The 23,614-nt window shown below is 72.1% G+C and carries 21 protein-coding genes and 1 riboswitch; of the genes, 12 read left to right on the top strand and 9 right to left on the bottom strand.

What is annotated here, in order from left to right; genetic code table 11:
* The first annotated feature begins 177 nt into the window (after positions 1-177).
* Positions 178-1,386, top strand: a complete 1,209-nt coding sequence (locus ABZV42_RS04665) for a cysteine desulfurase-like protein (RefSeq protein ID WP_355990165.1) — start codon at positions 178-180, stop codon at positions 1,384-1,386.
* A gap of 104 nt (positions 1,387-1,490) precedes the next feature.
* Here ABZV42_RS04665 and ABZV42_RS04660 read toward each other — a convergent pair whose 3' ends face one another.
* The 5 genes from ABZV42_RS04660 to ABZV42_RS04640 all read right to left on the bottom strand — a co-directional run bounded on the left by ABZV42_RS04660 (position 1,491) and on the right by ABZV42_RS04640 (position 7,756).
* Positions 1,491-2,585, bottom strand: coding sequence for a MerR family transcriptional regulator (locus ABZV42_RS04660; RefSeq protein WP_355990162.1), 1,095 nt, complete (start codon positions 2,583-2,585; stop codon positions 1,491-1,493).
* 237 nt (positions 2,586-2,822) lie between these two features.
* Positions 2,823-4,850, bottom strand: coding sequence for a regulator (locus ABZV42_RS04655; protein ID WP_356050899.1), 2,028 nt, complete (start codon positions 4,848-4,850; stop codon positions 2,823-2,825).
* Between the two features lie 111 nt (positions 4,851-4,961).
* On the bottom strand, positions 4,962-5,861 hold the full coding sequence (locus ABZV42_RS04650) for an oxygenase MpaB family protein (RefSeq protein ID WP_355990156.1): 900 nt from the start codon (positions 5,859-5,861) through the stop codon (positions 4,962-4,964).
* Between the two features lie 168 nt (positions 5,862-6,029).
* Positions 6,030-6,980 carry an ornithine cyclodeaminase family protein gene (locus ABZV42_RS04645; RefSeq protein ID WP_355990154.1) on the bottom strand — a complete coding sequence of 317 codons (951 nt, stop codon included), beginning with the start codon at positions 6,978-6,980 and terminating at the stop codon, positions 6,030-6,032.
* Positions 6,977-7,756, bottom strand: coding sequence for an IclR family transcriptional regulator (locus ABZV42_RS04640; RefSeq protein WP_355990151.1), 780 nt, complete (start codon positions 7,754-7,756; stop codon positions 6,977-6,979). Before ABZV42_RS04640 ends, ABZV42_RS04645 begins: the two co-directional genes overlap by 4 nt.
* A 181-nt stretch (positions 7,757-7,937) precedes the next feature.
* Here ABZV42_RS04640 and ABZV42_RS04635 point away from each other — a divergent pair, with 181 nt between their 5' ends.
* From ABZV42_RS04635 to ABZV42_RS04620, 4 genes are all read left to right on the top strand, one after another.
* A complete protein-coding gene (locus tag ABZV42_RS04635) occupies positions 7,938-9,365 on the top strand; it encodes an amidohydrolase family protein (RefSeq protein WP_356050898.1) in 1,428 nt (475 codons plus the stop codon).
* Positions 9,362-10,438 (top strand): membrane dipeptidase, encoded by a 1,077-nt coding sequence (locus tag ABZV42_RS04630; protein WP_355990145.1) that lies wholly within the window; start codon positions 9,362-9,364, stop codon positions 10,436-10,438. The genes ABZV42_RS04635 and ABZV42_RS04630 overlap by 4 nt, the downstream gene beginning before the upstream one ends.
* A gap of 247 nt (positions 10,439-10,685) precedes the next feature.
* Positions 10,686-12,035 carry a transaminase gene (locus ABZV42_RS04625; protein ID WP_355990142.1) on the top strand — a complete coding sequence of 450 codons (1,350 nt, stop codon included), beginning with the start codon at positions 10,686-10,688 and terminating at the stop codon, positions 12,033-12,035.
* A gap of 44 nt (positions 12,036-12,079) precedes the next feature.
* The gene (locus tag ABZV42_RS04620; protein ID WP_355990140.1) at positions 12,080-12,520 is read left to right on the top strand and encodes an Lrp/AsnC family transcriptional regulator; all 441 of its coding nucleotides are present in this window, start codon (positions 12,080-12,082) and stop codon (positions 12,518-12,520) included.
* Between the two features lie 81 nt (positions 12,521-12,601).
* On the opposite strand, the gene ABZV42_RS04615 is transcribed toward ABZV42_RS04620, so the two are convergent.
* Positions 12,602-14,797, bottom strand: coding sequence for an FUSC family protein (locus ABZV42_RS04615; protein WP_355990200.1), 2,196 nt, complete (start codon positions 14,795-14,797; stop codon positions 12,602-12,604).
* Positions 14,798-15,054: 257 nt separating this feature from the next.
* Here ABZV42_RS04615 and ABZV42_RS04610 point away from each other — a divergent pair, with 257 nt between their 5' ends.
* Positions 15,055-15,693 (top strand): GNAT family N-acetyltransferase, encoded by a 639-nt coding sequence (locus ABZV42_RS04610; protein ID WP_355990139.1) that lies wholly within the window; start codon positions 15,055-15,057, stop codon positions 15,691-15,693.
* Positions 15,694-15,886: 193 nt separating this feature from the next.
* On the opposite strand, the gene ABZV42_RS04605 is transcribed toward ABZV42_RS04610, so the two are convergent.
* Positions 15,887-17,341, bottom strand: coding sequence for an MFS transporter (locus ABZV42_RS04605; protein ID WP_355989972.1), 1,455 nt, complete (start codon positions 17,339-17,341; stop codon positions 15,887-15,889).
* 185 nt (positions 17,342-17,526) lie between these two features.
* Here ABZV42_RS04605 and ABZV42_RS04600 point away from each other — a divergent pair, with 185 nt between their 5' ends.
* On the top strand, positions 17,527-17,982 hold the full coding sequence (locus tag ABZV42_RS04600; RefSeq protein WP_355989970.1) for a MarR family transcriptional regulator: 456 nt from the start codon (positions 17,527-17,529) through the stop codon (positions 17,980-17,982).
* 203 nt (positions 17,983-18,185) lie between these two features.
* Complete coding sequence (locus ABZV42_RS04595; RefSeq protein ID WP_355989968.1) at positions 18,186-18,749, top strand: 3'-5' exonuclease; 564 nt, start codon at positions 18,186-18,188, stop codon at positions 18,747-18,749.
* A 45-nt stretch (positions 18,750-18,794) separates the two neighbouring features.
* Here the strand turns inward: ABZV42_RS04595 and ABZV42_RS04590 are convergent, their stop codons facing one another.
* A complete protein-coding gene (locus ABZV42_RS04590) occupies positions 18,795-19,388 on the bottom strand; it encodes a DinB family protein (RefSeq protein ID WP_355989966.1) in 594 nt (197 codons plus the stop codon).
* 249 nt (positions 19,389-19,637) lie between these two features.
* Between ABZV42_RS04590 and ABZV42_RS04585 the strand changes: the two genes are divergently transcribed.
* From ABZV42_RS04585 to ABZV42_RS04570, 4 genes are all read left to right on the top strand, one after another.
* Positions 19,638-20,012, top strand: a complete 375-nt coding sequence (locus ABZV42_RS04585; protein WP_355989964.1) for a VOC family protein — start codon at positions 19,638-19,640, stop codon at positions 20,010-20,012.
* Between the two features lie 221 nt (positions 20,013-20,233).
* On the top strand, positions 20,234-20,938 hold the full coding sequence (locus ABZV42_RS04580; protein WP_355989962.1) for a beta-glucanase: 705 nt from the start codon (positions 20,234-20,236) through the stop codon (positions 20,936-20,938).
* A 128-nt stretch (positions 20,939-21,066) separates the two neighbouring features.
* Complete coding sequence (locus ABZV42_RS04575; protein ID WP_355989961.1) at positions 21,067-21,240, top strand: hypothetical protein; 174 nt, start codon at positions 21,067-21,069, stop codon at positions 21,238-21,240.
* 122 nt (positions 21,241-21,362) lie between these two features.
* Positions 21,363-22,109, top strand: a complete 747-nt coding sequence (locus tag ABZV42_RS04570) for an alpha/beta fold hydrolase (protein WP_355989960.1) — start codon at positions 21,363-21,365, stop codon at positions 22,107-22,109.
* Here the strand turns inward: ABZV42_RS04570 and ABZV42_RS04565 are convergent.
* The gene (locus ABZV42_RS04565; RefSeq protein WP_355989959.1) at positions 22,106-22,336 is read right to left on the bottom strand and encodes a hypothetical protein; all 231 of its coding nucleotides are present in this window, start codon (positions 22,334-22,336) and stop codon (positions 22,106-22,108) included. The two genes, ABZV42_RS04570 and ABZV42_RS04565, sit on opposite strands and share 4 nt — an antisense overlap.
* A gap of 499 nt (positions 22,337-22,835) precedes the next feature.
* A riboswitch (cyclic di-AMP (ydaO/yuaA leader) is annotated at positions 22,836-23,007 on the top strand.
* Positions 23,008-23,614: the final 607 nt, after the last annotated feature.

Raw genomic sequence — 23,614 nt, 5'->3', positions numbered from 1 at the left:
GTGGGAGCGGCGTGGGCCCTGGACCGCGCCCGGCCCCAGCGCCGGCTTCCCCCGCGGCGGGCCGCCTGCCATGATCGCCGGAGAACGCGCGGGCCCGACCGGTCACGGGACACCGCCCGCCGGAACCCGTTCCCGGCCGGCCGGTGCGGGCCGCGACGCCGCCAGTGAGGAGCCCGAGTGACGTACGACGTCGGCGCGCTGCGTGCCGAGATCCCCGCCCTGCTGTCCGGCGTCGCGCACTTCGACGGGCCGGGCGGCACCCAGACCCCGGCCCGCGTGGCCGGGGCGATCGCGGAAGCGCTCACCGGCCCGCTGTCGATCCGGGGGCGTCTGACTCCGGGAGAGGTGAACGCGGAGAACCTCGTCCAGGGGTTCCGGCGGGCGGTCGCCGACCTGGTGGGCGGACATCCGTCCGGGGTCGTCTTCGGCCGCAGCGCCACCCAGCTCACGTACGACGTCAGCCGCGTGCTCGCGAAGGACTGGGCGCCCGGTGACGAGGTCGTCGTCAGCCGTCTCGACCACGACGCGAACATCCGGCCCTGGCTCCAGGCGGCCGAGCGGGCCGGTGTCCGGGTGCGCTGGGCGGACTTCGATCCGGAGACGGGTGAACTCCCGCCCTCCGCGGTGGGCGCCCTGCTGACGGAGCGCACCCGGCTGGTCGCCGTCACCGCCGCCTCCAACCTGCTGGGCACCGTGCCGGACATCGCCGAGATCGCCCGTCTGGTCCACCGGCACCCCCGCGCGCTGCTGTACGTCGACGGGGTGCACTACGCGGCCCACGCCTTCGTGGATCTCGCGCGACTCGGCGCCGACTTCTTCGTGTGCTCCCCCTACAAGTTCCTCGGTCCGCACCACGGCGTCCTGACCGCCTCCCCGCGGCTGCTGGAGCAACTGCGCCCGGACAAACTGCTGCCGTCCACCGACACGGTCCCCGAACGGTTCGAACTGGGAACGCTGCCCTGCGAGTTGCTCGCCGGAACCACCGCCGCGATCGACGTCCTCGCCGGACTCGGGGGCGACACGACGGGCGGGCGCAGGGACCGTCTGCGTACGGCCTTCGCGGCGATCGAGCGACACGAGGGAGCCCTGCGCGAACGGTTGGAGGCGGGACTCGCCGAACTGCCCGGTGTCATCCTGCGCTCGCGGTCGGCCGATCGCACGCCCACGCTGCTGCTGACGTTCGAGGGCCGGGAAGCGGCCGACGCCTCCGTGTTCCTCGCGGGCCGCGGAGTGCACGCGCCCGCAGGATCGTTCTACGCGCTGGAGGCGTCCCGGCACCTCGGCCTCGGGGACGCCGGGGGCCTGCGCGTCGGTCTCTCGCCGTACAGCGACAAGGACGACGTCGACCGGCTGCTGGAGGGCCTGGCGGAATTCCTGCGGTCCTAGGTGCTCCGGTCCACGGTGTCGCTGTTCGGGGTGTCGGGACATGCCCGAAGGGCGCCGGACGCGAGCGCGTGTGGCCGGGGCGGAGGCGCCATGGAGCCGTCGGGTCAGGAGTGCTCCGGGGCCGTCGGGCCCGTTGTCCGGTCGTCCGGCTGGTCGTCCGGCGCGGTGATCATACGGAGTGCCTCGGCGAGGTGCCTCGGGCGCAGGAGTCCGGGGCCCTGCTGCGTACCCCAGCCCGGTCCGCCCAGCAGGATCCGGCTCCGGGTCCGTGCCCCCCGTACACCCCAGCGCGTCTCGGCGAGGTGGCGGGCGAGCGGAAGGTTCGCCGTGGACCACGCCTGGGACCACAGGACGACCGCCGGGGGACCGACGCGTTGCACCGCCGCGACGAGTGCCTCGGACGGGACGGAGGCACCGAGCGTCAGGGCGGGTACCCGCTGTTCCGCCAGTGCCGCGTGCAGCGCCTCCAGGGGCAGGGTGTGCTGTTCGCCCGGGACGCAGGCGAGTACGACGGGCGACGCCGCGCCGGGCGTTGTGCGGTCCGCCCCTCGAACATAGACGTGTCGCAGGGTGGCGGAGACGTGCCAGGTCAGTAGGTGCTCGACCTCGACGTGACGGTCCCCCGAGGACTCCCACCTGCGGCCGACGGCCCGCAGGGCGGGGACCATCACGTCCTCCCAGGCCCCGGCCAGGCCGTGGTTGCGGACGGCCGCCGCCAGTCGTTCCTGGACGGCGAGGGCGTCCAGCCGGACGGCGGCACGCGCGAGACCCCGGCACTCCCGCGCCGCGTCTCCCGGCGGCACCCCGGTGTCCGGCCGCGATCCCCGTGTCCCCGGTCCCGGATCCGCCTTCGACGACCGATCCGGGAACCGGACGCCTGGGCGCGTACGGGCGGGGGTGCCTGTAGGGGCGGGGGTGCCTGTGAGGGCGGTGGTCCGCGTCCGGGAGGCGATGGCCGGTGAAGCCGTGACATGGTCGCGAGCCGTCTCCTTCGCGGCGCGGGCCGCCTCGGCGGGAGGCAGACCGGCGGCGGTCAGCCGGCACATCTCCTGGACCATGGCCACGTCGTCGGGGGACCAGCGGCGGTGACGCCCGTCCGCCCGCACGGCGGGCCCCAGACCGTACCGCCGGTCCCAGGAACGCAGCGTCGTGGGCGACACTCCGAGCCTGCGCGCCAGAAATCCGGTGGTGACTCCCACCCCCGCGGTCTCCGTCCCCCCGTCGGCGCTCAGTTCCACGGCCCCGCCCCCGGAAGAACACGGGACCACGTTCCGGCGGAAGGCGTGGCCCACCCACGGCCCGAGGGCCCCGACGTACGGCGGCGGCAGATCATGACGGGCCTCGCCTCGATTCCGGAGCCGTCGGGCACCCGGCCGGTCCACCGGGCTCACCCGTGCTTCGGCGCGGAGCACCCCACCGGATGCAGCGAACCGGTGTCAGAAGCCCCGGCGAGGGCCGTCCAGGAGGCGGTGCAGGATCGTCTCGGGGTCGGTGAGCGCCGAGTGCAGCAGCGCCTGTTCGTAACCGTCGTCGCCGAGGAGGGAGCGGGCGGTGTCCTCGTAGCGTTCGCGTACGGGGCCCAGCTCGGGCGTGCCGCGCTGCGGATGGCCCACCGCGCCCCAGTACGTCTCCCCGGCCCCGTACGCCGCGACCGCCCGTTCGCCCGCCCCCTGCGCGGCGAGTGCGGAGGCCAGCAGATCCAGGCCGAGCGCGATGCCGAAACTGTCACCGATGTGCCGCTTGCCGTCCAGCATCGACAGGGCGTGGGCGGTCGCGTCCTCCGCGCGGTCCTCGAAGAGGGCGATGAGCGCCAGCTGGTAGTCGGTGTACGAGCGTGTCCACCACTCGCCGCGGGCGGCACAGCCCCGTCGCAGTTCCTCCGCCTCCCGGCGTGCCTCGTCCAGGAGTCCCTCCGCGGTGAGGGCGAACACCCGGACCAGCCCGCACATGATGTGTCCCGCGGAGGTGAACGCCGTTCCGCCGGCTCCGCGCAGAGCCGTCTCGACCTCGTGCCTGGCCGCCATGGGCCGCCCCAGCAACAGATGGGTCAGGCCCAGGAGATAGGCGGCGCGCAGGGTTCCCCCGACGTCTTCCTGGAGTTCCGCGCGGTCCCGGCAGAACGCGGCCAGCCGCCCCGCGTGTTCGTGCTCGCCGCGCAGCACGCGGGTGATACCCAGTGCCCACAGCGCCCGTGTCCTGACCGGTCCGGACGCGGCGGACAGTGCCAGGGCGTCCTCCAGGTACGCCGCTGCCTCCCTGAGGTGTCCGCAGCAACTCCACGGGAAGGTGAGCAGACCGATCAACTCGAGCGCGTCGTCCGGTCGTCCGGAGAGCAGATGGTCGAGCGCCGCGCACAGATCGGCGTGCGCCGAGCCGAGCCGCTTGTACCAGCTCGCCTGCCGCTCTCCCAGCCAGCCGTCCTGGGCGTCGCGGGCCATCCCCAGGAAATGCCAGGCGTGCCGGTCCGCCGATTCGTGGCTCTCGCCCACCCGGTCGAGCCACATGCGGCCGTAGTCCCGGACGGTGTCGAGCATCCGGTACTCGCCGTCGGCGTGCGACAGCACCGATTTCCTCGACAGGCCCGCCAGCGCCAGGTCGATCTCGTCCGCGGGGAGCGGACCTCCGCCGCACACGAGGCGTACGGTGCGTGCGTCCACCGGCTCCCGGAACACCGACATCCTTGCCCACAGCAGGCGTTCGGCGGGCGCGCACAGTTCGTGGCTCCAGCCGATCGTCGTCCGTACCGCCCGGTGGCGCGGCGGCCCGGGGAGCGTGCCGTCCGCCGTGATGTCCAGGCGCGGGCCGAGCTCCAGCTCGACCTCCTCGACCGTACGGTGCGCCAGCTGTCCCGCGATCAACTCCACTGCCAGCGGCATGCTTTCGAGCCGTGCGCACAGACGGGCGACGGCCACCATGTCCGCCGGGGAGGACAACGGGGTGCCGGCCGCCGCCGCGCGCAGACGGAACATCTCCACGGCGTCCGTGGCGGGCGGCAACGGTCCTACGGCGACGACGTGTTCACCGGGGACACCGAGCGGCTCCCGGCTCGTCGCGAGGACGGTCAGGCGCGGGCAGGCCGCGACGAGGCGGGCGACCAGACGGCGGCACGGGTCGACTAGGTGCTCGCAGGAGTCCAGGACGAGCAGCGCGTCCCGGGCGGCCAGCCAGTCGATCAGGGAGTGCAGCGCCTGGTTCGTCGTGTGGTCCGCGAAGTCCACCGCGTCGGCCACGGACGCGACGAGCAGCCGGTCGTCCCGCAGCGGCCACAGGTCGGCCCACGCCACGCCCCGCTCTCCCGCGCGCAGAATCCGGTCCGCCGCCTCCAGCGCCAGCCGGCTCTTGCCCACACCGCCGGCCCCGGTCAGTGTCACGACCCGCTCGTCGCGCAACGCGTCGTCCAGGTAAGCCAGTTCTCCCAGGCGACCGACGAAACCGGGAGGAACCGCCGGCAGATTTCTCAGCACACGCACAGTCTTTCGGCCCGGGACCCCGCTGTGTGCTGATTTGACGGACTTGGTGCCGGGCCGGTGTGCCGTCGGGAGAGGGACGTCAGAGGGTGCCGGTGCGGGCGCCTCTCACCCGGGGGTTCCCGACGTGACCGCTTCGACGGTTCGGGCGCGCTGCGGTGCCATCGCCCAGCGCACGGCCGAGGTGAAGGCGCAGCCGAGTGGGCGTACGCACACACTGTCCACCAACTGGAGCCGGGGAAGCCGCAGTTCGGCGGCGGCCCAAGGGGGCAGCAGGGACACCGCGTTCGCGGCGAGCACCCCGTACGGCAGGCGGGCGATGAGCGGCACCGGCGGGTTCAGCAGGAGGAAACGGGCGGCGTCGCGTGCTTGGGGGGTCGCCCGCACCTCGCCCTTGTACGAGGCCAGCCGCTCGGCGAGCTCGGCACGGTTCGTGGGCGGGTCCAGGACACCGAGCGCGGCGGCGACGCGAGCGGTGTCCGCCACGTACGCGTCGTAGTCGGCCCCGGACAGCGGCCGCGCCCCGTACCGCCGGTGCGCGCGCAGGAAGCTGTCGACCTCCGCGACGTGGACCCAGCAGAGGAGGTGCGGATCCGCCGCGTGGTACGGCGTGCCCTCCGCGGTCACACCGCGCACCTGCTGATGGACGGCCCGTACCCGGTCGCAGGCCTCCTGGGCGGTGTCGGCGGTCCCGTACGTCGTCACCGCGAGGAAGGTGCTGGTGCGCTGGAGCCTTCCCCAGGGGTCCCCGCGGAAGCCCGAGTGCGCGGAGACGGCGGCCATGGCGAGCGGGTGGAGCGACTGGAGCAGCAGCGCGGACAGGCCGCCGATGAACATCGACGCGTCCCCGTGGACGGTGCGGATGGGGCGGTCCGGGCCGAACCAGCGGGGTCCGGGAGTGCCGTGGATTCGGGCGCGGTTCTCCGGCCCGTCCGGGCCCGCGACCCGGGTGAACAGAGCGCTGCCCAGCCGCTCCCGTACTCCGCCGTTCGCTCCGGTCCGTCCCATGGGCTGCCGGCCTCCCTTCGCGTCCTGCTCCGCCGGGCCCGCGGTCTCTCCAGGACCGGTGGAAGCACCCTTCAGCATGGTCGATCCGGGGGAGGAAATCCACGGGCAGGCGTGGCCCACGGGTGGCGCCGCCGCGGGCACCCGCGTCGGTGCCTTCGGGTCGCCCGCTCACATGGCGATGCGGGTGCCCCGTCCCTCGGCGCGGGCCACGGCGTCGGCGACGTGGGCCGCCGCGACGTCGAGGGCGGCGTGGCCGGTCGACTTGAACAGGGTGAGTTCGCCGTCGTCGCGCCGGCCGGGGTGTTCGCCGCCCAGGACCGAGCCGAGGAGCGTCACGCGTCGCCCGGGCGGGAGGTCCTGAAGTTCGTGGGCGCCGGAAGGGGGCCGGGTCGTGGCCGCGCCGGGCCACTCGGCGAAGAGGGTGGCGTCCCGGACGGTGTCGGCGTCGAGTTCCGGCCCGTGGGAGCCGCCCACCGAGCTGATGTGCGTGCCGGGGGCCAGCCATGAGCGGCCGATCACCGGACGTACGGCGCCGGTGCAGCAGAACACGGTGCCTGCCCCGCGCACGGCCTCCTCGATGCTCCGCGCGACCCGGCCTGCGGGGTGGAGCGCGGCGGCGCTCCCGGCCCGCTCGGGATCGCGGCCCGCGACGCGGACGGGGGTCTCGGGGTCCACGGCCGCGAGCAGCGTGATCTGGGCGCGTGCCTGGGCGCCTGTTCCGATGACGGCGACCTCGGTGACGTCCGGACGGGCCAGGGCGCGGGCGCTCAGTGTGGCGGTCGCCGCGGTACGGATCTCGGTGAGGGGTTCCGCGTCCATCAGGGCCAGGGGGCGGCCGTCGGTCTCGTCGAAGAGCGCGACGATGCCCCGGTGACTGCTGCGACCGGGCCGCTCCGGGTCGGCGAACACGGAGACCAGTTTGGCCGCGAGCCCGAGACCGGGCACATGACCTGGCATCGCGCCGAGGAGCCCGTGCGGGGTGTGCGCGGCGATCCGCGGCGGTACGGAGACCTCGTCCCGGCCGATGGCGACGAGTGCCGTGGCCACGGCGTCCAGGACGCGGTGCGGATCGAGTGCGGCGCGCGTCCGCGCCCCGTCGAGGAAGAGGATCTCGCTCATGCCGGGCCTTCGGTGGACGGGGAGGGGGAGGGAGAGGGGCCGGAGAGGATCCGCGCCAGTTCGTCCGTCGCCTCGCGCAGCCCCTCCCGCAGGACGGGGAGCCGGGCCTCGTCGAAGTCGGTGCCGAGGCCGACCAGGGTGAGGGCGCAGACGGGCGCGCCCGGACGGGTGACGACGGCGCGGGCGAGCGAGGCGACCGGCTGTTCGTTGCGCCCGTACTCGACGGCGAATCCGGTGCGTTCGGCGTCCTCGATGTCGGCCAGCAGCCCGCCGGGTCCCTCCAGCGGATACCCGGACTCCTCCGCGGCGCGCAGGTAGGGGACCCGGTCGGCGGGGGTGAGCGTCGCGACGAGGGCGAGCGGACCGGCGAACCGGTGAACGGGCAGGGCCTGCCCGGTCAGACTGCTGATCATCGCCAGACGGTCGGGGCGCACGACGTCGATCACACGGGACCGGTCGACCTCGGGCACCTGAAGGTTGACCATCATGCCCGTGTGCTCGGACAGTGCCGCGAGAACCGGCCGTGCCAGCGCGCCGAGCGAGTTCCTCGCCGCCGAGGACGACAGCTGAAGCACCGCCGTGCCGGGCAGATAGCGGTCGCCGGCCCGCAGCACCCAGCCGCGCCGGACCAGATCGACGAGCACGCGGTAGGCGGTCGCGCGATGCAGGCCGACCTCCTCGGCGAGGTCCGTGAGACGCGGCGGCTGGGACGCGCGGGCCACGGCCTCGACCAGGTCCAGAGCCTTGTCCACCGCGGTGCGGGGTGCCTCGGGCAATTCCGGCCCCTCCTTGTGACGTCGTGAGCTGCGAGCGTACGGTAGCGCATGTTGCGAGAGACGATACGTATGTTACGTAGAGCGTAACAAGATCGATCGAGCGGCCCACCGGTCCGGAACAGCGCCGCTGCCCCGGACGGAAGCCGCCGCCGACCCGGACAGAGCTACCACTGAGGTGAAGATGACGGACGAGACTTCGGGCGCACCGGCCCCGCACGCGCCCGCGGTGAAGGGAACCGTCGCGGTGTACCGCGGCGCGACACTGTTCGACGGCACCGGCGGCCCGGCCCGGAGGTCGACGTCGATCGTGATCGACGGCCCGGTCATCCTCGCCGTCGGCGACGATGACCGGATCGCCGCGAACCTGCCCGCCGACGCCCAGGTCTTCGATCTCGACGGTCGCTTCGTCATCCCCGGTCTGATCGACGCCCACCAGCACATCGCGACGCCACCCGACCGTCCCGCCGCCGAGGCCGTGCTGCGCCGGCTCGTCCACAGCGGGGTCACCGCCATCCGGGACATGGCCGACGACCTGCGCCAGGTGGGCGACCTCGCGCGGGCGACGCTCGTCGGCGAGATCCCCGGCCCCGACATCCGCTACGCCGCGCTGATGGCGGGACCCGGCTTCTTCGACGACCCGCGCACCCATCAGGTGTCCCAGGGCGAGACGCCCGGCGCCGTTCCGTGGATGCAGGCGATCACGGCGGACACCGACCTGCGGATCGCCGTCGCGCTGGCCCGCGGGACCCATGCCTCCGCGATCAAGGTGTACGCGGATCTCGACCACGCCACCGTCGCCGCGATCACCGCGGAGGCGCACCGCCAGGGCGTCCCCGTCTGGGCCCACGCCACCATCTTCCCTGCCTCGCCCGGCGAGATCGTCGCGGCCGGCGCGGACAGCGTCTCCCATGTCACCCTGCTCGCCTTCGAGGGCACGGACGAACCGCTGACCAGTTACAAGACCAAGCCGAAGGTCGACCACGAGCGGTTCGCCGACGGCGACGACCCCCGTATCGAGGAACTCTTCGCCCTGATGCGGCGACGGGATACGGTCCTCGACGCGACCGCGGGCATGTGGGCGAGCGAGGCCCTCGCGGGCGAGGGGCCCGAGGACGCCGAGCGCGCGGCGGCCAACACCGAACTCGCCGCCGTGCTCACCGCCCAGGCCCACCGCGCCGGCGTCGAGATCGCGACCGGCACGGACTACGAGACCGACCCCGGAGACCCGTTCCCCGCCCTTTTCGAGGAACTGGCGTTCCTCGTGCGGCGCTGCGGGATGTCGCCCGCGCAGGTGCTGCGCTCGGCCACGCTGATCGGTGCCCGCAGCGCCGGCGCCGAGGACGTCATGGGCAGCGTCGAGGTGGGCAAGCTCGCCAACTTCGTCGTCCTGGAGGACGATCCGCTGCTGGACATCGCGAACCTGCGCAGCGTCGCACTGACCGTCAAGCGCGGCCGGCGCTTCGAACGCGGGGACTTCGGGGGCGACGACTCGGGTGCCGGGCGGCCCGAGGGCGCCGAGCACCCCGGGACCGAGGAGCCCGCTCCGGCCGAACCCGCCGCCGCGGCCCGCCCCGCCGATGCCACCCACCCTGTCGAGGAGACCCGATGACCGACCTCCCCATGATCATCAACGCGCTCGGGCAGCTCGACAATCCGAACGCTCCCCAGTCGGCCGAGGCCGCCGCCCAGCTCAACCCGTCCAGCGAGCAACTGACCGTCGACGATCGCACGTTGGCCGACGCCCACGCCTCCGGCCTCACCGCCGTGAACATCACGCTCGGCTACACGATGGGTGATCTGCCGCCCTACGAGCACACCCTGCACGAGATCGACGTCTGGGACGGGATCATCCGTGACAACGCTGCCGACCTGCTCAAGGTCCGTACGGCCGCGGACATCCGCCGGGCCCGGGAGGAGCGCCGGATCGGTGTCGTCTACGGCTTCCAGAACGCCGTCGCGGTGGGTGAGGACACCGGGCGCATCGCCACCTTCGCCGACCTCGGCGTCCGGGTCGTCCAGCTCACGTACAACCAGGCCAATCACATCGGCGACGGCTCCATGGCGCCGGAGAACCGGGGCCTGACCGACTTCGGCCGGAGCGTCGTGGAGGCCCTCGACGAGCACCGCCTCATGGTCGACCTCTCCCACAGTGGTGAGCGCACGTGTCTGGAGGCCGCCAAGGTGGCGCGGCGCCCCGTGTCGATCAACCACACCGGGTGCCGGGCGCTCGCCGATCTCCCCCGCAACAAGACGGACGAGGAACTGCGCCTGGTGGCCTCGCGCGGCGGCTTCGTGGGCATCTACTTCATGCCCTTCCTGAACGTCTCGGGCCATGCCACCGCCGCGGACGTCGTGGAGCACATCGTCCACGCGGTCGACGTGTGCGGCGAGGACCACGTCGGCATCGGCACCGACGGCACCGTGACGTCCATCGACGACCTCGACGCATACCGCGCACATCTCGCCGAGCACGTGGCCCTGCGGCGTGAGGCCGGTGTCGGCGCGGCGGGGGAGCGCGACGACACGCTTCCCTTCGTTCTCGATCTGCGCGGAGTGGACCAGTTCCGCGAGCTCGTCCGGCTTCTGGAGGCGCGCGGCTTCGGCTCGGAGCGCATCGAGAAGATCCTCGGCAGGAACTTCCTGGACTACGCCGACCGGGTGTGGGCGGAGGCCGACCGGTAGCCGTTCTCTGGCGCCCGGGGTGGCGCGGACCGGCCTCCGGTCCGCGCCACCCGCGCCAGGCGAACACACGGCATTCGGACGCTCGAATCTGTTGCTCGAACGGCTGAATCGATTGTCAGGCCTTGCTTCAGCGCCGTATGCGTTCGTACTCTTGCGGAATCCGCTCGCCGAACACGTCGTCGTACACGCCGTCCTGAACGTCGTCGACCGCGTTCGCCGACCGAGTTCACCGACAGAGGAGCCCTCGATGGACCGCACTCGCCTTCAGCAGCTCCTGGCCCGTGAGAGCGCCGAGGCCGAGCGCCGCAACCCGCGGTCCAGGGCCGCGTACGAGCGCGCGGAGCACCTGTTCGGAAGGGTCCCGATGACCTGGATGAACAAGACCGCCGGGGCCTTCCCGCGCTATCTGGACAGCGCGCGCGGCGCCCGTGTCACCGACATCGACGGCCACGAGTACATCGACTTCTGTCTCGGCGACACGGGAGCGATGGCCGGTCACTCACCCGAGGTGGTGGCCGAGGCGGTCCGGACCCGGTTCGCCGAGAGCGGCGGCGCGACCGCGATGCTGCCCACCGAGGACGCGGAATGGGTGGGTGCCGAACTGACCCGCCGCTTCGGGCTCGCGCGCTGGAGCTTCTCGCTCACCGCGACCGACGCCAACCGCTGGTCCATCCGTCTGGCACGAGCGGTCACCGGCCGCCCGAAGATCCTGGTGAACAGCTACAGCTACCACGGCAGCGTCGACGAGTCGCTGATCGTGGTCGGCCCGGACGGACACGGCGCGGCCCGCCCCGGAAACGTCGGCGCGCCCTGCGACGTCACGCTCACCAGCCGCGTCGCGGAGTTCAACGACCTGGCGCAGCTGGAGCGCGAACTCGCCCACGGCGACGTCGCCGCCGTCCTCATGGAGCCCGCGCTCACCAACATCGGCATCGTGCTGCCCGAGCCGGGCTATCTGGAGGGCGTCCGCGCCCTGACGCGCCGGTACGGCACCCTCCTCATCAACGACGAGACGCACACCTTCTCCGCCGGGCCCGGTGGCTGCACCGCCGCCTGGAACCTGGAGCCGGACATGCTCACCATCGGCAAGGCGATCGGTGGCGGGATCCCGGCGGGCGCCTACGGGCTCTCGGCCGAACTCGCCGACAAGCTGCTCGGCCGCGCCGATCTGGACCTGGTCGACATGGGCGGCGTCGGCGGCACCCTCGCCGGAAACGCCCTCTCCACCGCGGCGACCCGCGCGACCCTGGAACACGTCCTCACCGACGCCGCGTTCGACACGATGGCGAAGCTCTCCGAGCGCTTCGAGGCCGGTGTGCGGGCGGGCATCGACGCCTGGGGCCTGCCGTGGTCGGTGAGCCGGCTCGGAGCCCGTACGGAATACCGGTTCGCCGATCCCGCGCCGCGTACCGGAACGGAATCGGCCGCGGCGGCCGACACGGAGCTGGAGGACTTCCTCCATCTGTATCTCGCCAACCGGGGCATCCTGCTGACCCCGTTCCACAACATGGCGCTCATGTGCCCGGCGACCACCGAGCAGGACGTCGACCGGCACACCGAGGTCTTCGCCGCCGCCCTGGCCGAACTGGCGGGCTGAAACGGCGCCGATAACCTTGGACCGGTCAGCCGGAGAGGAACAGCGTGGACGAGATCGACCGGGCCATCCTGCGTGAACTGCAGATCGACGGCCGTATCGCCTATGCCGAACTCGGCCCCAAGGTCGGGCTGTCCGCGTCGGCGGCCCGCCAGCGCCTGCAACGCCTGCTCGACTCGCAGGCGGTCCAGGTCGTCGGCGTGACCGATCCGATGGGCATGGGCGGACAGGCGATGGCGCTGCTCGGCATCGCCGTGGACGGCGACCCGCGGACGGTCGCCGACGCGCTGGCCGAACGGACCGAGGTCGTCTATTCGGTGCTGACCTCGGGTGGGTTCGACCTGTTCGCCGAGGTCGTCTGCCCGGGGCCGCGGGATCTGCTGGACTTCGTCAACGACGTCGTACGGCAGCTCGAAGGCGTCCGGCAGGTGCAGTCGTTCCCCTACTTCGGGATCCACACGCACCGGTTCCTGTGGAACGTGGGCTGAGCACCGCACGGCGCCGGAGTCACGGCTCCGGCGCCGCGTCACGCCCTCGCCGCGGTCACCCGTACGACGTGCCCGCCGTGACTACTGTGCCGCGCTCCGGGCCGTCTTCTTCTCGGGCGTCGAGATCCGTACGCCCAGTGGCCGCGCCAGACCGATCACGCCTTCGTCCAGACGCTGAAGATGCCGCAGGACCCGGCCCGTGACCCGGTCGTGGCGGGGCGAATCAGGGGCCTGCGGCTCCAGCATGGCGGCGAGGCTCGCCCCGGTCTCCGCCACGCCGTTCGCGGAGTCGTTCGCGACCCGGGCGACGAGCGCGTCGATGTTGTGGCTGATCCGGCGGCCCGCCAGTTTGAGCCGGGGGTCGGCCGCGACCGACTTGCTGTACGGGAGGAGTTCGGCTGTCGCCGCCAGCGACCGCGCGTGATAGGCGCACGTCTCCAGCAGCGCGACGACGTAGCGGGCGGTCCGACGGCGGGCCCGCCAAGGAGTGATCGGATGGGTCAGCGGTTTGGTGGAGCCCCGCAGCTTGTCCAGCGCCGTGTCGAGATCGCGGGCCTGATCCAGCAGATTGAGGGCGATCCCGCCGCTCAGCTGCTCCACCGCCGCGCCGGTGACGTCCCCGAGCCGGACGAGCACGGTGGCGAGGAGCTCGTCCGTACGGCGGTCGGTCTGCACCGGAAGGACCACGACGGCAGCGACCATCCCGCAGACGGCGCCGAGCGCCGTCTCCTCGATCCGCAGGACGAGCACCGCCGGACTGTAGGTGTTGAGCACCGTGTAGAGCAGCCCCAGCATCGCCGTCACGAAGAACGACATCAGGACGTACGACACCGGGGCGGTGAAGTACATGGCGAAGATAAACAGCAGAACCAGCGCGAACGCGGTCCACGTGTGGTTGCCCACCACACCCGCCAGGATGACACCCGCGACGACGCCGAGGACCGTTCCCAGCAGCCGGCGATAGCCCTTGACCAGGATCTCCCCGGTCGACGAGGTGTTCAGGAAGACGACCCAGCAGGTCAGCACCGCCCAGTACCACCGCTGCGGTGAGAGCAGTTCCCCGCCGACGATGGCCAGGGTCGAACCCACGGACACCTGCACGGCGGCCCGGGTCGTGGGCCGGTCAAGACCCGTGGGGTGGGGCTCGTCCTGTTCCTCGCCCTCGGCGGCGATGGAGACGTCCTCGGCGTCCAGCTCCTCGCGGGAACGTTTCGTCTCCGGGGACTCGTCGGCCTCGTCCTCCGTGCCGTCGAGTGCCAGCCGCAGGCCGAGGGCCGCACGGGCCGCCTCCCCGATGCCGCGGAAGACGTCCTGGACGGCCGCCGGGGCATACGGCAGATTCTTCTCGTCCCGGTAGCCGAGCAGCCGGTTGCGCAGCTGGGCCGCCCCGGCGCCGCGCCCACCGGAGACCGGACCGGCCACGAGCACCCGCAGGGCTTCGAGATCGCGGTGCAGTGTCGCGATGGTGTCGTCGCGCTCCTGGAGCCGGTCACCCGGTGCGGGCAGCGGCGCGTCCGGAAGGTGCAGTGCGAGCGTGTCGGCCTGTTCGGCGCTGCGCGCGGTGAGGATGAGGATGCCGAGCCGTTCGGCGGCGATCTCGGTCTCGGCCACGCGCCGCTGGAGCAGCGAGGCGGTCGCGCTGTCGCTGGTTCCCTCGTCCAGACGGTCCTGGATCATCAACGCGCTCTCGTGCAGCCGCGCGGTGTGCAGCCGTACGTCGTCCAGCGCCTTCTCGACGTCGTCGGGACCCGCGTCGAGCAGGTCGATCTGGACCGAGACCAGCTGCGCCACGCGGGCCCGGAACGCCTTGCGCAGCCGTCTGAGGACCCGCTCGGTCGACTCGGCGACCAGGCCGAAGCGCACCACGGCACTGCACGCGAAGGCGACGGCCAGCGCCGCGCACAGCTCGGGAAGGGTGGAGTAGGAGGCTCCGCCGAACAGGGACAGGAAGTAGATCTGGAAGGCGATCAGCCCGAGCGCCGTGCCGCGGTCACCGAACCGGCGGCAGTAGACCGCGGTGAAGATGAGGGCGACGAAGCACGCGTCGCCCGCGACCGTATGGTTTCTCAGCAGGGCGCCCAGGGACATCGAGGTGATCGCCACGGGCAGTCCGAGCGCCAGGGTCACGGCCTGCTCGCCGCGGTGCTTCTCCTTGATGGAGAAGGTGGCGACCATGGCGGTCATGGCTCCGCTCACCATGAGGCTGGGACCGGCTCCGCGCAGGGCGAGGGCGACGAGAGTGAGAGCGATGGCGCCGACCGTCCGCAGTCCGGCCATGAGCCGCAGCAGGCCCGGGTCGGATGCCACGAACCGGTTCCAGACCGCCGCTCGATTCGGCCGTGCCACTGTCCTCACGCTGCCGTCGTTCCCTGCTCCCAGGTCATGATCCGGTACTTCAGCATGGCATCAAGCGGCGCCCCGCGCTCACCGTCCGGCCCCGGTTCCGGTCGTCTCCCGCATCCCGTGGAGGTGCTTCCGGCACGTCCGGGTGGGACCTCTTGTGGGAGCGCTCCCAAGGCGTCAGGATGCCGGTCATGGACCCATCGCCGATCATTCGCGCCTACCGGCCCACCGACCGTGCCGCCGTCGCCGACGTGTGCGTGAGCACCGCGGACGAGGGAGGTGATTCGCGGGGCCTGTATCCCGACGAGGAGCTGATGCCGACCCTCTTCGCCGCGCCCTACTGCCGGCTGGAGCCGGAACTGGCCTTCGTCCTCGACGACGGGAACGGCCGGGCCGTCGGCTATGTCGTCGGCACGGCCGACACCGCGGAGTTCGTCGCGCGGTTCCGCGACACCTGGATCCCGAGCGTCGCGCACCGCTACCCCGAGCCCACCACGCCGCCCCGCACGCCCGGCGAGGTGATGGTCGGGCTGCTGCACACCCCCGAGCGCATGATCCTGCCCGAACTCACCGGCTATCCGGCGCACCTGCACATCGACCTGCTGCCCGCCTTCCAGCGGCGCGGCCACGGAAGAGCGCTGATGAACACCTTCCTCGCGGCCCTGCACGGCCGTGGGGTGTCCATGGTCCACCTGGGCATGGTCACCGCGAACAGATCCGCGCGGGCGTTCTACGACCGTCTCGGCTTCCACGAGATCCCCGTGAACGACCCGGGGCCACTGACCTACCTGGGCCGGCCGACGGCGGTTCTCGCTGCGGGGGCACCGTAGAGGCCTCGGCCGACCGTGAGCGGGGGCGTGCGCGCTCCGTCGGACGAGCCGGTCGAAGCTCTTCGCGCCCGGCGTACCGGCACGGCTCCCACGGGCTCACCACGGCTCACGGACGGCGTCCCGTGAGCAGGCGTGCCCGTACCGGTTCCGGCGACCGTGGGTCGCCGGAACCGGTACGGGCGGGGTCCGGGCGTCAGGCCGTGGCCGCGGCCGTCTCCGGGGTGGCCGTCGGGCCGGTCCTGTCGCCTCCGGCGGCGGCGCGGGCCGCCGGGATGACCGCGGCGATGGCGGCGGCCACCAGGGCGACGCAGCCGCCGACGACGAGGCCGGTGCGGAACCCGCCCTCGGAGGTGAAGGTGTAGCCAGCCGCGGAGGTCGTCATCTGGGCGAGGATGACGCCGACGACCGCCGAGCCGACCGAGGTGCCCAGTGAGCGCATCAGCGTGTTGAAGCCGTTCGCGGCGGCGGTCTCGGAGAGCGGGACCGAGCTCATGATCAGGGCCGGCATCGAACCGTAGGCGAGGCCGACGCCGCTGTTGATGACCATGCCGGTCAGCATGAGGCCCCAGGGCGAGCCCATGAGGGCCAGCGCCAGCCCGTAGCCGAGAGCGATGACGAGGACGCCGCAGACCAGCGTGAACTTGGGGCCGCGGGCGTCCGTCAGCTTCCCGCCGAGCGGCGAGACGATCATCATCATGATGCCGCCGGGGGCCATCCACAGGCCGGCCGCGAGCATCGACTGGCCCAGGCCGTAGCCGGTGGCCTCGGGGAACTGGAGCAGCTGCGGGATGATCAGCATGCTGGCGTACATGCCGAAGCCGACGAAGATCGAGGCCACGTTGGTGAGCAGGACCCGGGGGCGGGCCGTGGTGCGCAGGTCGATCAGCGGGTCCTTGGTGCGCATCTCCCAGGCGCCCCAGGCGATCAGGAGCGCCACGGCGGCGGTGAACAGCCCGACGGTCATCGCGGAACCCCAGCCCCAGTCGGCACCCTTGGAGACCCCGAGGAGCAGGCAGACCAGGCCCGCGCCGAGACCGAGCGCGCCGAGGACGTCGAAGCGCTGACCTTTGGCGCCGGCCGGCACGTCCGGGATGAGGAACCAGATCAGGGTTCCGATCGCCACGGCGAGGACCGCCGAGCCCCAGAACAGCACACGCCAGTTCGCGTACTGGGCGACCGCGGCGGAGATGGGCAGGCCGAGGCCGCCGCCGATGCCCATCGACGCGCTGACCAGCGCGATGGAGGAGCTCAGCTTCTCCGCGGGCACCACGTCACGCAGCAGGGCGATGCCCAGCGGCACCATGCCCATGCCCATTCCCTGGAGGCCACGTCCGACGATCATCGGGACGACGGACGAGGAGAGTGCGCAGACGACGGAGCCGACCACGAGCGGGACGGAACAGGCGATCAGCATGCGCCGCTTGCCCAGCAGGTCGCCCAGGCGGCCGGAGACCGGGACGCAGACCGCGGCGACCAGCAGGGTCACGGTGATCACCCAGGCGGAGTTCGCGGGGGTGGTGTGCAGTATCTGGGGAAGCTCGGCGATGAGCGGAGTGACCAGTGTCTGCATGATCGCCGCCACGGTGCCGGCGAGGGCGAGCGTGGCGACCACGCCTCCCGCTCGGGCGGAAGGCTGGGGGGCGTCCATGGGGACTCCTCGGGGTCTGTCTGTCGGGGCAAGGGATGTGCATCGTACATGTCCTATGTATTGCGCATGTGATGTGGCTCATACATGCGATATGGCTTGTGCATGGGTATGTGGGAGCATGGAGCCGGGCCGCACCGCTTCGCGCGGGACGCGCGGCTCAGATGACGGCGGGAGGCAGCAGGCGGATGGTCAGGCCCACACACGAGGTCGAGTACGAGCAGATGCTGCTCAGCCGCCACGGATGGATGAACCACAGAGGCGGCCGAACCAAGGACGGTGTCCTGGAGCGCAGCGCCTACATCCTGCTCAGCCGTATCCGGATCCAGGGGCCGATGTCGATCGGTGAACTGAGCGACGCCTTCGGTCTCGACGCCTCCACCCTCAACCGGCAGACGGCGGCGGCGATGCGCGCCGCGCTGGTCGAGCGGATCCCCGACCCCGACGGTGGCATGGCCCGCAAGTTCCGCATCACGGACGAGGGGGCGCGGCTTCTCGACGAGGAGCGGGATGGGCTCGTCAGTTCCCTGGACCGTGTCATGGCCGACTGGCCGGAGGAGGACATCGCCGCCTTCGCCTCCTACCTCCGGCGCTTCAACACCGACATCGAGCGCATCGGCGGACGCCCCTGGCCGCGCCCCTGACCCGCGGTCCGACTGCCGCCGCGCCGAAGACCAGGGCAGGCGGCCGTGCCGAAGACCTGGGGTCGACAGGCGCGGCGGAGACCTGGGTCGGCCGGTGCGGCGAAGGTCTGGGTCGGCCGGTGCGGCGAAGGTCTGGGTCGGCCGGTGCGGCGGAGCGGAAATGCCGGTGACGCCCAGGTGCGCCCGCTTCTACGCTCACACGCATGAACAGCGCACAGGGACTACTGAACGTCGTCGATGTCGAGGCCACCTGCTGGGACGGCGAGCCCCCGCCCGGAGCGGTGAGCGAGATCATCGAGATCGGTCTGACGGTCGTCGATCTGGACGAGGGCGTCCGGGTGGAGAAGCACCGCATTCTGGTGAGACCCGCGCGCTCGACCGTCGGCGACTTCTGTACGGAGCTCACCGGGCTGACGCAGGACGAGGTCGAGCAGGGCCTCGAATTCGCCGAGGCCTGCCGCGAGTTGGCCGCGCGGCATCGTGCGGGTGAGCGGCCTTGGGCGAGTTGGGGCGACTACGACCGTCACCAGTTCACCCGTCAGTGCGCCGCCACGGCGACTCCGTACCCCTTCGGCCACCGGCACACCAACGCCAAGGCGGCCTTCACCGCCGCGCACGGACTGCGGCGACGGCCCGGGATGGCGCAGGCGCTGCGTCTGGCCCGACTGCCCCTGGAGGGCAGGCATCACCGGGGCGAGGACGACGCGTGGAACATCGCCGCACTCGTCCTCGGCCTGGCCGGGCGCGGGTCCTGGCCGGAGGCCTGAGGGACTTGGCGCCCGGACCGTCGGCGCGGTGCGTACGGCCGGACGTCACCCGTTCTTGTCGGCGTCCCGGGCCGCCTGCTCGAGCCGGGCCCGATAGTCCTCCCACCACGCCGAGTCGCCCGGCATGAGGCTGTCGTTCTTCTCGTCCATCCCGGCGGCGCCGTCCATGAGTTCGCGGATGATGTCGGCGTGCCCGGCGTGCCGCTGCGTGTCGGCGATCACGCGGACGACCGCGTGGTGCAACGTCACCTCGTTCTTCCCGGCGGGCCACCACGGCACCGTGCCGGTCGTCTCCAGAGGCAGCGCGTCGATCGTCGCGTCCGCGTGCGTCCACGCCCGGCGGTAGAGCCCCACGACGAACGCGCGTGACTCGTCGGCGGTGACCCACATGTCCCCGTTCGTCTCGGCGGCGTGCTCCAGCCAGGGCAGCGGCTCACCGGACGGGCGGCCGAAGGTGTCGCCGAGGTAGCCCAGTTCCATGGTCGCCACGTGCTTGACGAGGCCGAGGAGGTTGGTCCCGGTCGGAGTGAACGGGCGCCGGACGTCGTACTCCGAGAGACCCTCGAGCTTCCACAGCAGGGCGTCACGGGCCGACTGGAGATAGCGGTGAAGGTCGGCCTTGGCATCCGGTGAAGTCATGGCGCCCAGTCTGCCGTTCACGTGATCCACGGCCACCGCTTTCACGCTTTCGCCAAGAACCCGGATCGCGTAAGGTCACCCGACGTGAACACCGGACCGGCGCCACGCCACACACGGATCGGCCATCCGGTGGAGGGCTGACCTCGCGGTCGGTGCCCCGAAGGCACCGTCCCTGTCCGGCACGCGGACCTCCGAGCGCTCGTGCACCGAGATTCCCTTTCCGTGCCGAGCGATGCCGAGGTCAGCCGAATGACAGTCACCTTCAATCACACCATCGTCGCAGCCAAGGACCGCCACGAGTCGGCGCGCTTCTTCCGGGAACTGCTGGAACTTCCCGAGGCGCCCTCCTGGGGGCCGTTCGTCAACGTCCAGTTGTCCGACGGCGTGCTGCTCCAGTTCGCCGAGCCCCCGGTGGACATCCAGATGCAGCACTACGCGTTCCTGATCGACGACGAGCTGTTCGACCGCGCGTACCGGCGGCTCCGCGACCTGGACATCGAGCACTGGGCGGATCCCCAGATGCGGCGCCGGGGTGAGACCAACACCGAACACGGCGGCCGGGGCGTGTACTTCAAGGACCAGGCCGGCCACGCGATCGAGTTGATCACCCGCCCGTATCTGTAGCCGGGTGGAGCCTGGCCGGGAACGCGGTCCGCGCCGCCCGGCCAGGCAGGCGGCCGGACCGGTGCGCGGGGCGCCGTACACCACGCGTGCCGTGCGCCGGAGTACGGCCGGTTCACCCCGATGGGTTGTTTTGTGGCGGGTTGTCGAGATCGGTGCGTGGATGCCGGTGGTCCGGGGAGAACGTGGGACGTACGCGAAACGCCGTCATCGAGGAGTGCCGCGTGTCCGATGTCGTCTTCACGGCGGATTTCGCCTCGGCCCGGCAATGGGTCGCGGGCCGTTCCTGGGCCTATCCCGACGGCGGTCCGGTCAATCCGGACGACGGGAAACTCGACCATCTGGTGACCGACCCCGCCTACTGCCGGGCGGGCCGCTTCCGGGCCACCAGAAGACCGGACGGCGACTGGGACGCGGGCCTGCTGACCACCGAGGGCAGCGTGGACGGGTTCATGGTCCGAGCGGGGGACGTCCTGGAGACGCGGGTCAAACTGCCGACGGTGACCGGGGCCTGGCCCGCCGTCTGGACATGGCGGGACGGCGGTCAGGAGATCGACGTCTTCGAGTACCACCCCGACAACCCGGACCTGCTGGAACTGTCCAACCACGTACGCGACACCCAGCACTACTACCGGAACCACGTCATTCGGCCGGGTGCCTGGGTCGACCTCAAGGTCGAGTTCGGCGCCCATCGCGTGGTGTGGTGGGTCAACGGGATCCGGGTCTTCGACGACCGGCGCGGAGTGGGCAGATCGTGGCACGCCCATCTCATCGTCAACCTGTCCGTGTGCGCCGGGCGATACCATCCGCCGCCACCTCCCGGGGCCTCCGAGATGGACTTCGAGGTGGCCGGTCTGACGGTCCGCAGGCCCGAGATCGGCAGGCCGTTCCCGGCGACGGAGGAGTACGAGGCCGGCCTCGTCGACTGACGCGCATCGTGCCCCTCGACCGGGAATCGGTCCTCGGCAGGTGCATCCGCCGGGGCCCTCGGGGCGGAAGCACGGCATCAGAAGCGACGCCGCGCTCGGGGGCGTCGCGCCGACAGGTGCCGAGGGTCATGCCGAATCCGCAACCGGGGCGGGACGCCCCCGAGACCGCCTATGTGAGCCATGTGGGCAACTGCCGTACGTGCCGGCGGGAGTCGGGGCGCTGCCCGCAGGCCGCTCGTCTCTGGCGCTTCTACCAGGAGTGGCGCAACGGCTACCGCGCACGGCCCGAGAACGCGGATTGAAGGTGTGCGGCCGTTGCCGTGCACGACCCGCCCGGCTGCGGACGAGCCGTGGCCGGTGAGACGATCCCTCCTCATGGTCGATCGCGAGGCGCGGAGATGCGCCGAGCGGGTGGAGAGGTGTCATGCGAGGCTCTGCGCGGATGTCCGGCGATGACGTGTCGCGGTCCGGGGTGACCGGTGCCCCCGTGGCGCTGATGCCGTGCCACGTCGCCCGGCCCGGGTCGGGTCCGACGCGGGCGGCCGTACTGGTCCTTCACGGTGGCAGCGCCGACAGCAAGGCCCCGTTGCGGCCGTGGAACGTCGCGCGTGCCCGGATGCGGCCGTTCGTGCGCTCCGTGGCGCGGGCCCTGCCGGACGAGGACACGTTCGTCGGGCAGGTGCGCTACCGCCACCGGGGATGGAACGGCGCGGACGCCGACCCCGTCGCCGATGTCCTGCGGGCGCTGGACGAACTCGCCGCCCTGGTCGGGGAGGTGCCGGTCGTGCTCGTGGGCCACTCGATGGGCGGCCGTGCCGCCCTGCGGGCCGCGGCCGCACCGCAGGTCCGCGCAGTGGTGGCGCTGGCGCCCTGGTGTCCGGAGGGTGAGCCCGTGGCCCACCTCCGGGACACGCGGGTGATCGTGCTGCACGGCGACCGGGACCGGATCACCGACCCCGCGGAGTCGTTCGCTCTCGTCCGCCGGGCCGTGGAGTCGGGCTGCTCCGCCAGTGCCGTGCGGGTCGAGGGCGGCGATCACGCGATGCTCCGGCGGGCGCGGACCTGGCACCGGGCCACGAGCGCGACGGTCGCCGGCCTGGTCACCCGGATCGGCGGCGGCCTCGACCCGCTCCCCGCCGAACGGTTGGGCGGGGAACCGGATGTGATTTAGGGGCCGCGTGCGTCGAGCCGGTCGTCGGGGTTCGGGGTGGGGGAGAGGGGGCGGCGCGCTCCGGACGCCGGCCGCGCGGCGGAGGTGGGAAGCGGGGCGCCGGTCGACGGATCCCAGCTGAGGATCCACTCGAAGTCGCGTTGCAGCCGACGGGCTTCGCTCCGTACGAGCGTCGGTATGTCACCGCGTTCGGAGATCAGTTGGGCGTAGATCGGCGCATCGTGCACGTGGGGATCCTCGACTCGCTCGGGGTCTGACGTGCCTCGAAGGTACGGCCGGTAGGTGACCGCAGCAGTCATCCGGCCAGTTCGGCCAGAACCGGTCAAGCTGTGACCGACTGGCACCGTCGATGTCGAACGACATGCCAGGGAACGCCAGTTCTGTGCACACTTCCGACACATCCGGGACGGCCGGGTGCGCGACCGACGGGCCGGGTCGGGCCGAGTCCGCCGGCCGGACGGGAATCGGGGCGGAGCGGCGCGGGCCGGCCGGACGCGGGTCCGGGCCGGACCCGAGGGCGCGGAGCCGGTCCTGATGGCCCCAACGGCCGTGCTCAGTCGCCTTTTCGAGCACGGCGTGTGTCCTCACCGTCGCGCTACGGGGTGGTGCGATAAAGGTCACGAAAATGTATCGGACATCTGGGACGTCGATCTTCACATCGGGTGCACAACATGGCTAAGTTGGCGACCAGGCCGCCCGACTCCCTCCGGCGAAGCCCGCCGGGCGGTGCGGCCTCCGCCGAGTCCCGTCCGTCCTTATGGCAGCGGGAGCCGGGGACCCACCGAACCTGGGGTGAATCGGCCAACTGCCTTTCGGGGCAGGGGTCGTAGGGCATACCTTCCGGAATCGTCCGCCCGAACCCGACAGCTAACCCGGTAGGCGGACGACGGAAGGAGCACCACTCCATGGCGCCGGAACGCACCCCGCCCAGTGGCGAAGAAGTCGCCCGACGGCTCTCGTCCCTCTACGACCAGGCGGAGATAGCCACCGGTAACTTCAACGGGACCCGCGCCTTGGCGAATTCGAAGAGCAGGCCGGCCCGGCGCGGCGCCGCCCAGGGTGGCGGGGGTTCCGATCCGGCCCAGGAAGACCTGATGCGGCAGTGGTTCGACGGGGCGCGTTCCCGGTTCGGCCCCTCGGCTCCGGCCATCCTGCCGGCCGACAGGATGCCGGACCGCGGCGGCGAAGGCGCCCGGCCGAAGGAGGCCGCGAGAGGTTCCAGGGGTTCCTCGTCCGACCTTCCGACGGTGTACGAGCTGGAGCAGATCGTCCGCCCCGTCGCCGAGTTGACGGCGGCCCCGATGCGAGAGCTGACCGCCGGCCCCGCTTCTGAACCCGCCGCGCGCCCCGTCCTGGAACTGACCGCGGGTCCGGTGGCCGAGACCATGGCCGATCGTGCCCCGGCGGTACCGGGAGCCGGGACGGGGGCCGGTGCGGCGCTCCCGGCGGGGGCCGTTCCGGCCGCCGCGTCGCAGAAGTCCTCGCTGCACGGCAGGAAGCAGACC

The organism is Streptomyces sp. NPDC005281 (assembly GCF_040607495.1).
Lineage (GTDB): Bacteria > Actinomycetota > Actinomycetes > Streptomycetales > Streptomycetaceae > Streptomyces.
This window is presented reverse-complemented; position numbering and strand designations above follow the sequence as displayed.

Excerpts from the sequence above, each read along its gene's own strand:
- ABZV42_RS04650 (WP_355990156.1), bottom strand. The coding sequence starts at position 5,861 with ATGGGACGGACCGGAGCGAACGGCGGAGTACGGGAGCGGCTGGGCAGC.
- ABZV42_RS04645 (WP_355990154.1), bottom strand. The coding sequence starts at position 6,980 with ATGAGCGAGATCCTCTTCCTCGACGGGGCGCGGACGCGCGCCGCACTC.
- ABZV42_RS04635 (WP_356050898.1), top strand. The coding sequence starts at position 7,938 with ATGACGGACGAGACTTCGGGCGCACCGGCCCCGCACGCGCCCGCGGTG.
- ABZV42_RS04630 (WP_355990145.1), top strand. The coding sequence starts at position 9,362 with ATGACCGACCTCCCCATGATCATCAACGCGCTCGGGCAGCTCGACAAT.
- ABZV42_RS04625 (WP_355990142.1), top strand. The coding sequence starts at position 10,686 with ATGGACCGCACTCGCCTTCAGCAGCTCCTGGCCCGTGAGAGCGCCGAG.
- ABZV42_RS04615 (WP_355990200.1), bottom strand. The coding sequence starts at position 14,797 with ATGGCCGGACTGCGGACGGTCGGCGCCATCGCTCTCACTCTCGTCGCC.
- ABZV42_RS04610 (WP_355990139.1), top strand. The coding sequence starts at position 15,055 with ATGGACCCATCGCCGATCATTCGCGCCTACCGGCCCACCGACCGTGCC.
- ABZV42_RS04605 (WP_355989972.1), bottom strand. The coding sequence starts at position 17,341 with ATGGACGCCCCCCAGCCTTCCGCCCGAGCGGGAGGCGTGGTCGCCACG.
- ABZV42_RS04600 (WP_355989970.1), top strand. The coding sequence starts at position 17,527 with ATGGTCAGGCCCACACACGAGGTCGAGTACGAGCAGATGCTGCTCAGC.
- ABZV42_RS04595 (WP_355989968.1), top strand. The coding sequence starts at position 18,186 with ATGAACAGCGCACAGGGACTACTGAACGTCGTCGATGTCGAGGCCACC.
- ABZV42_RS04590 (WP_355989966.1), bottom strand. The coding sequence starts at position 19,388 with ATGACTTCACCGGATGCCAAGGCCGACCTTCACCGCTATCTCCAGTCG.
- ABZV42_RS04585 (WP_355989964.1), top strand. The coding sequence starts at position 19,638 with ATGACAGTCACCTTCAATCACACCATCGTCGCAGCCAAGGACCGCCAC.
- ABZV42_RS04575 (WP_355989961.1), top strand. The coding sequence starts at position 21,067 with ATGCCGAATCCGCAACCGGGGCGGGACGCCCCCGAGACCGCCTATGTG.
- ABZV42_RS04570 (WP_355989960.1), top strand. The coding sequence starts at position 21,363 with ATGCGAGGCTCTGCGCGGATGTCCGGCGATGACGTGTCGCGGTCCGGG.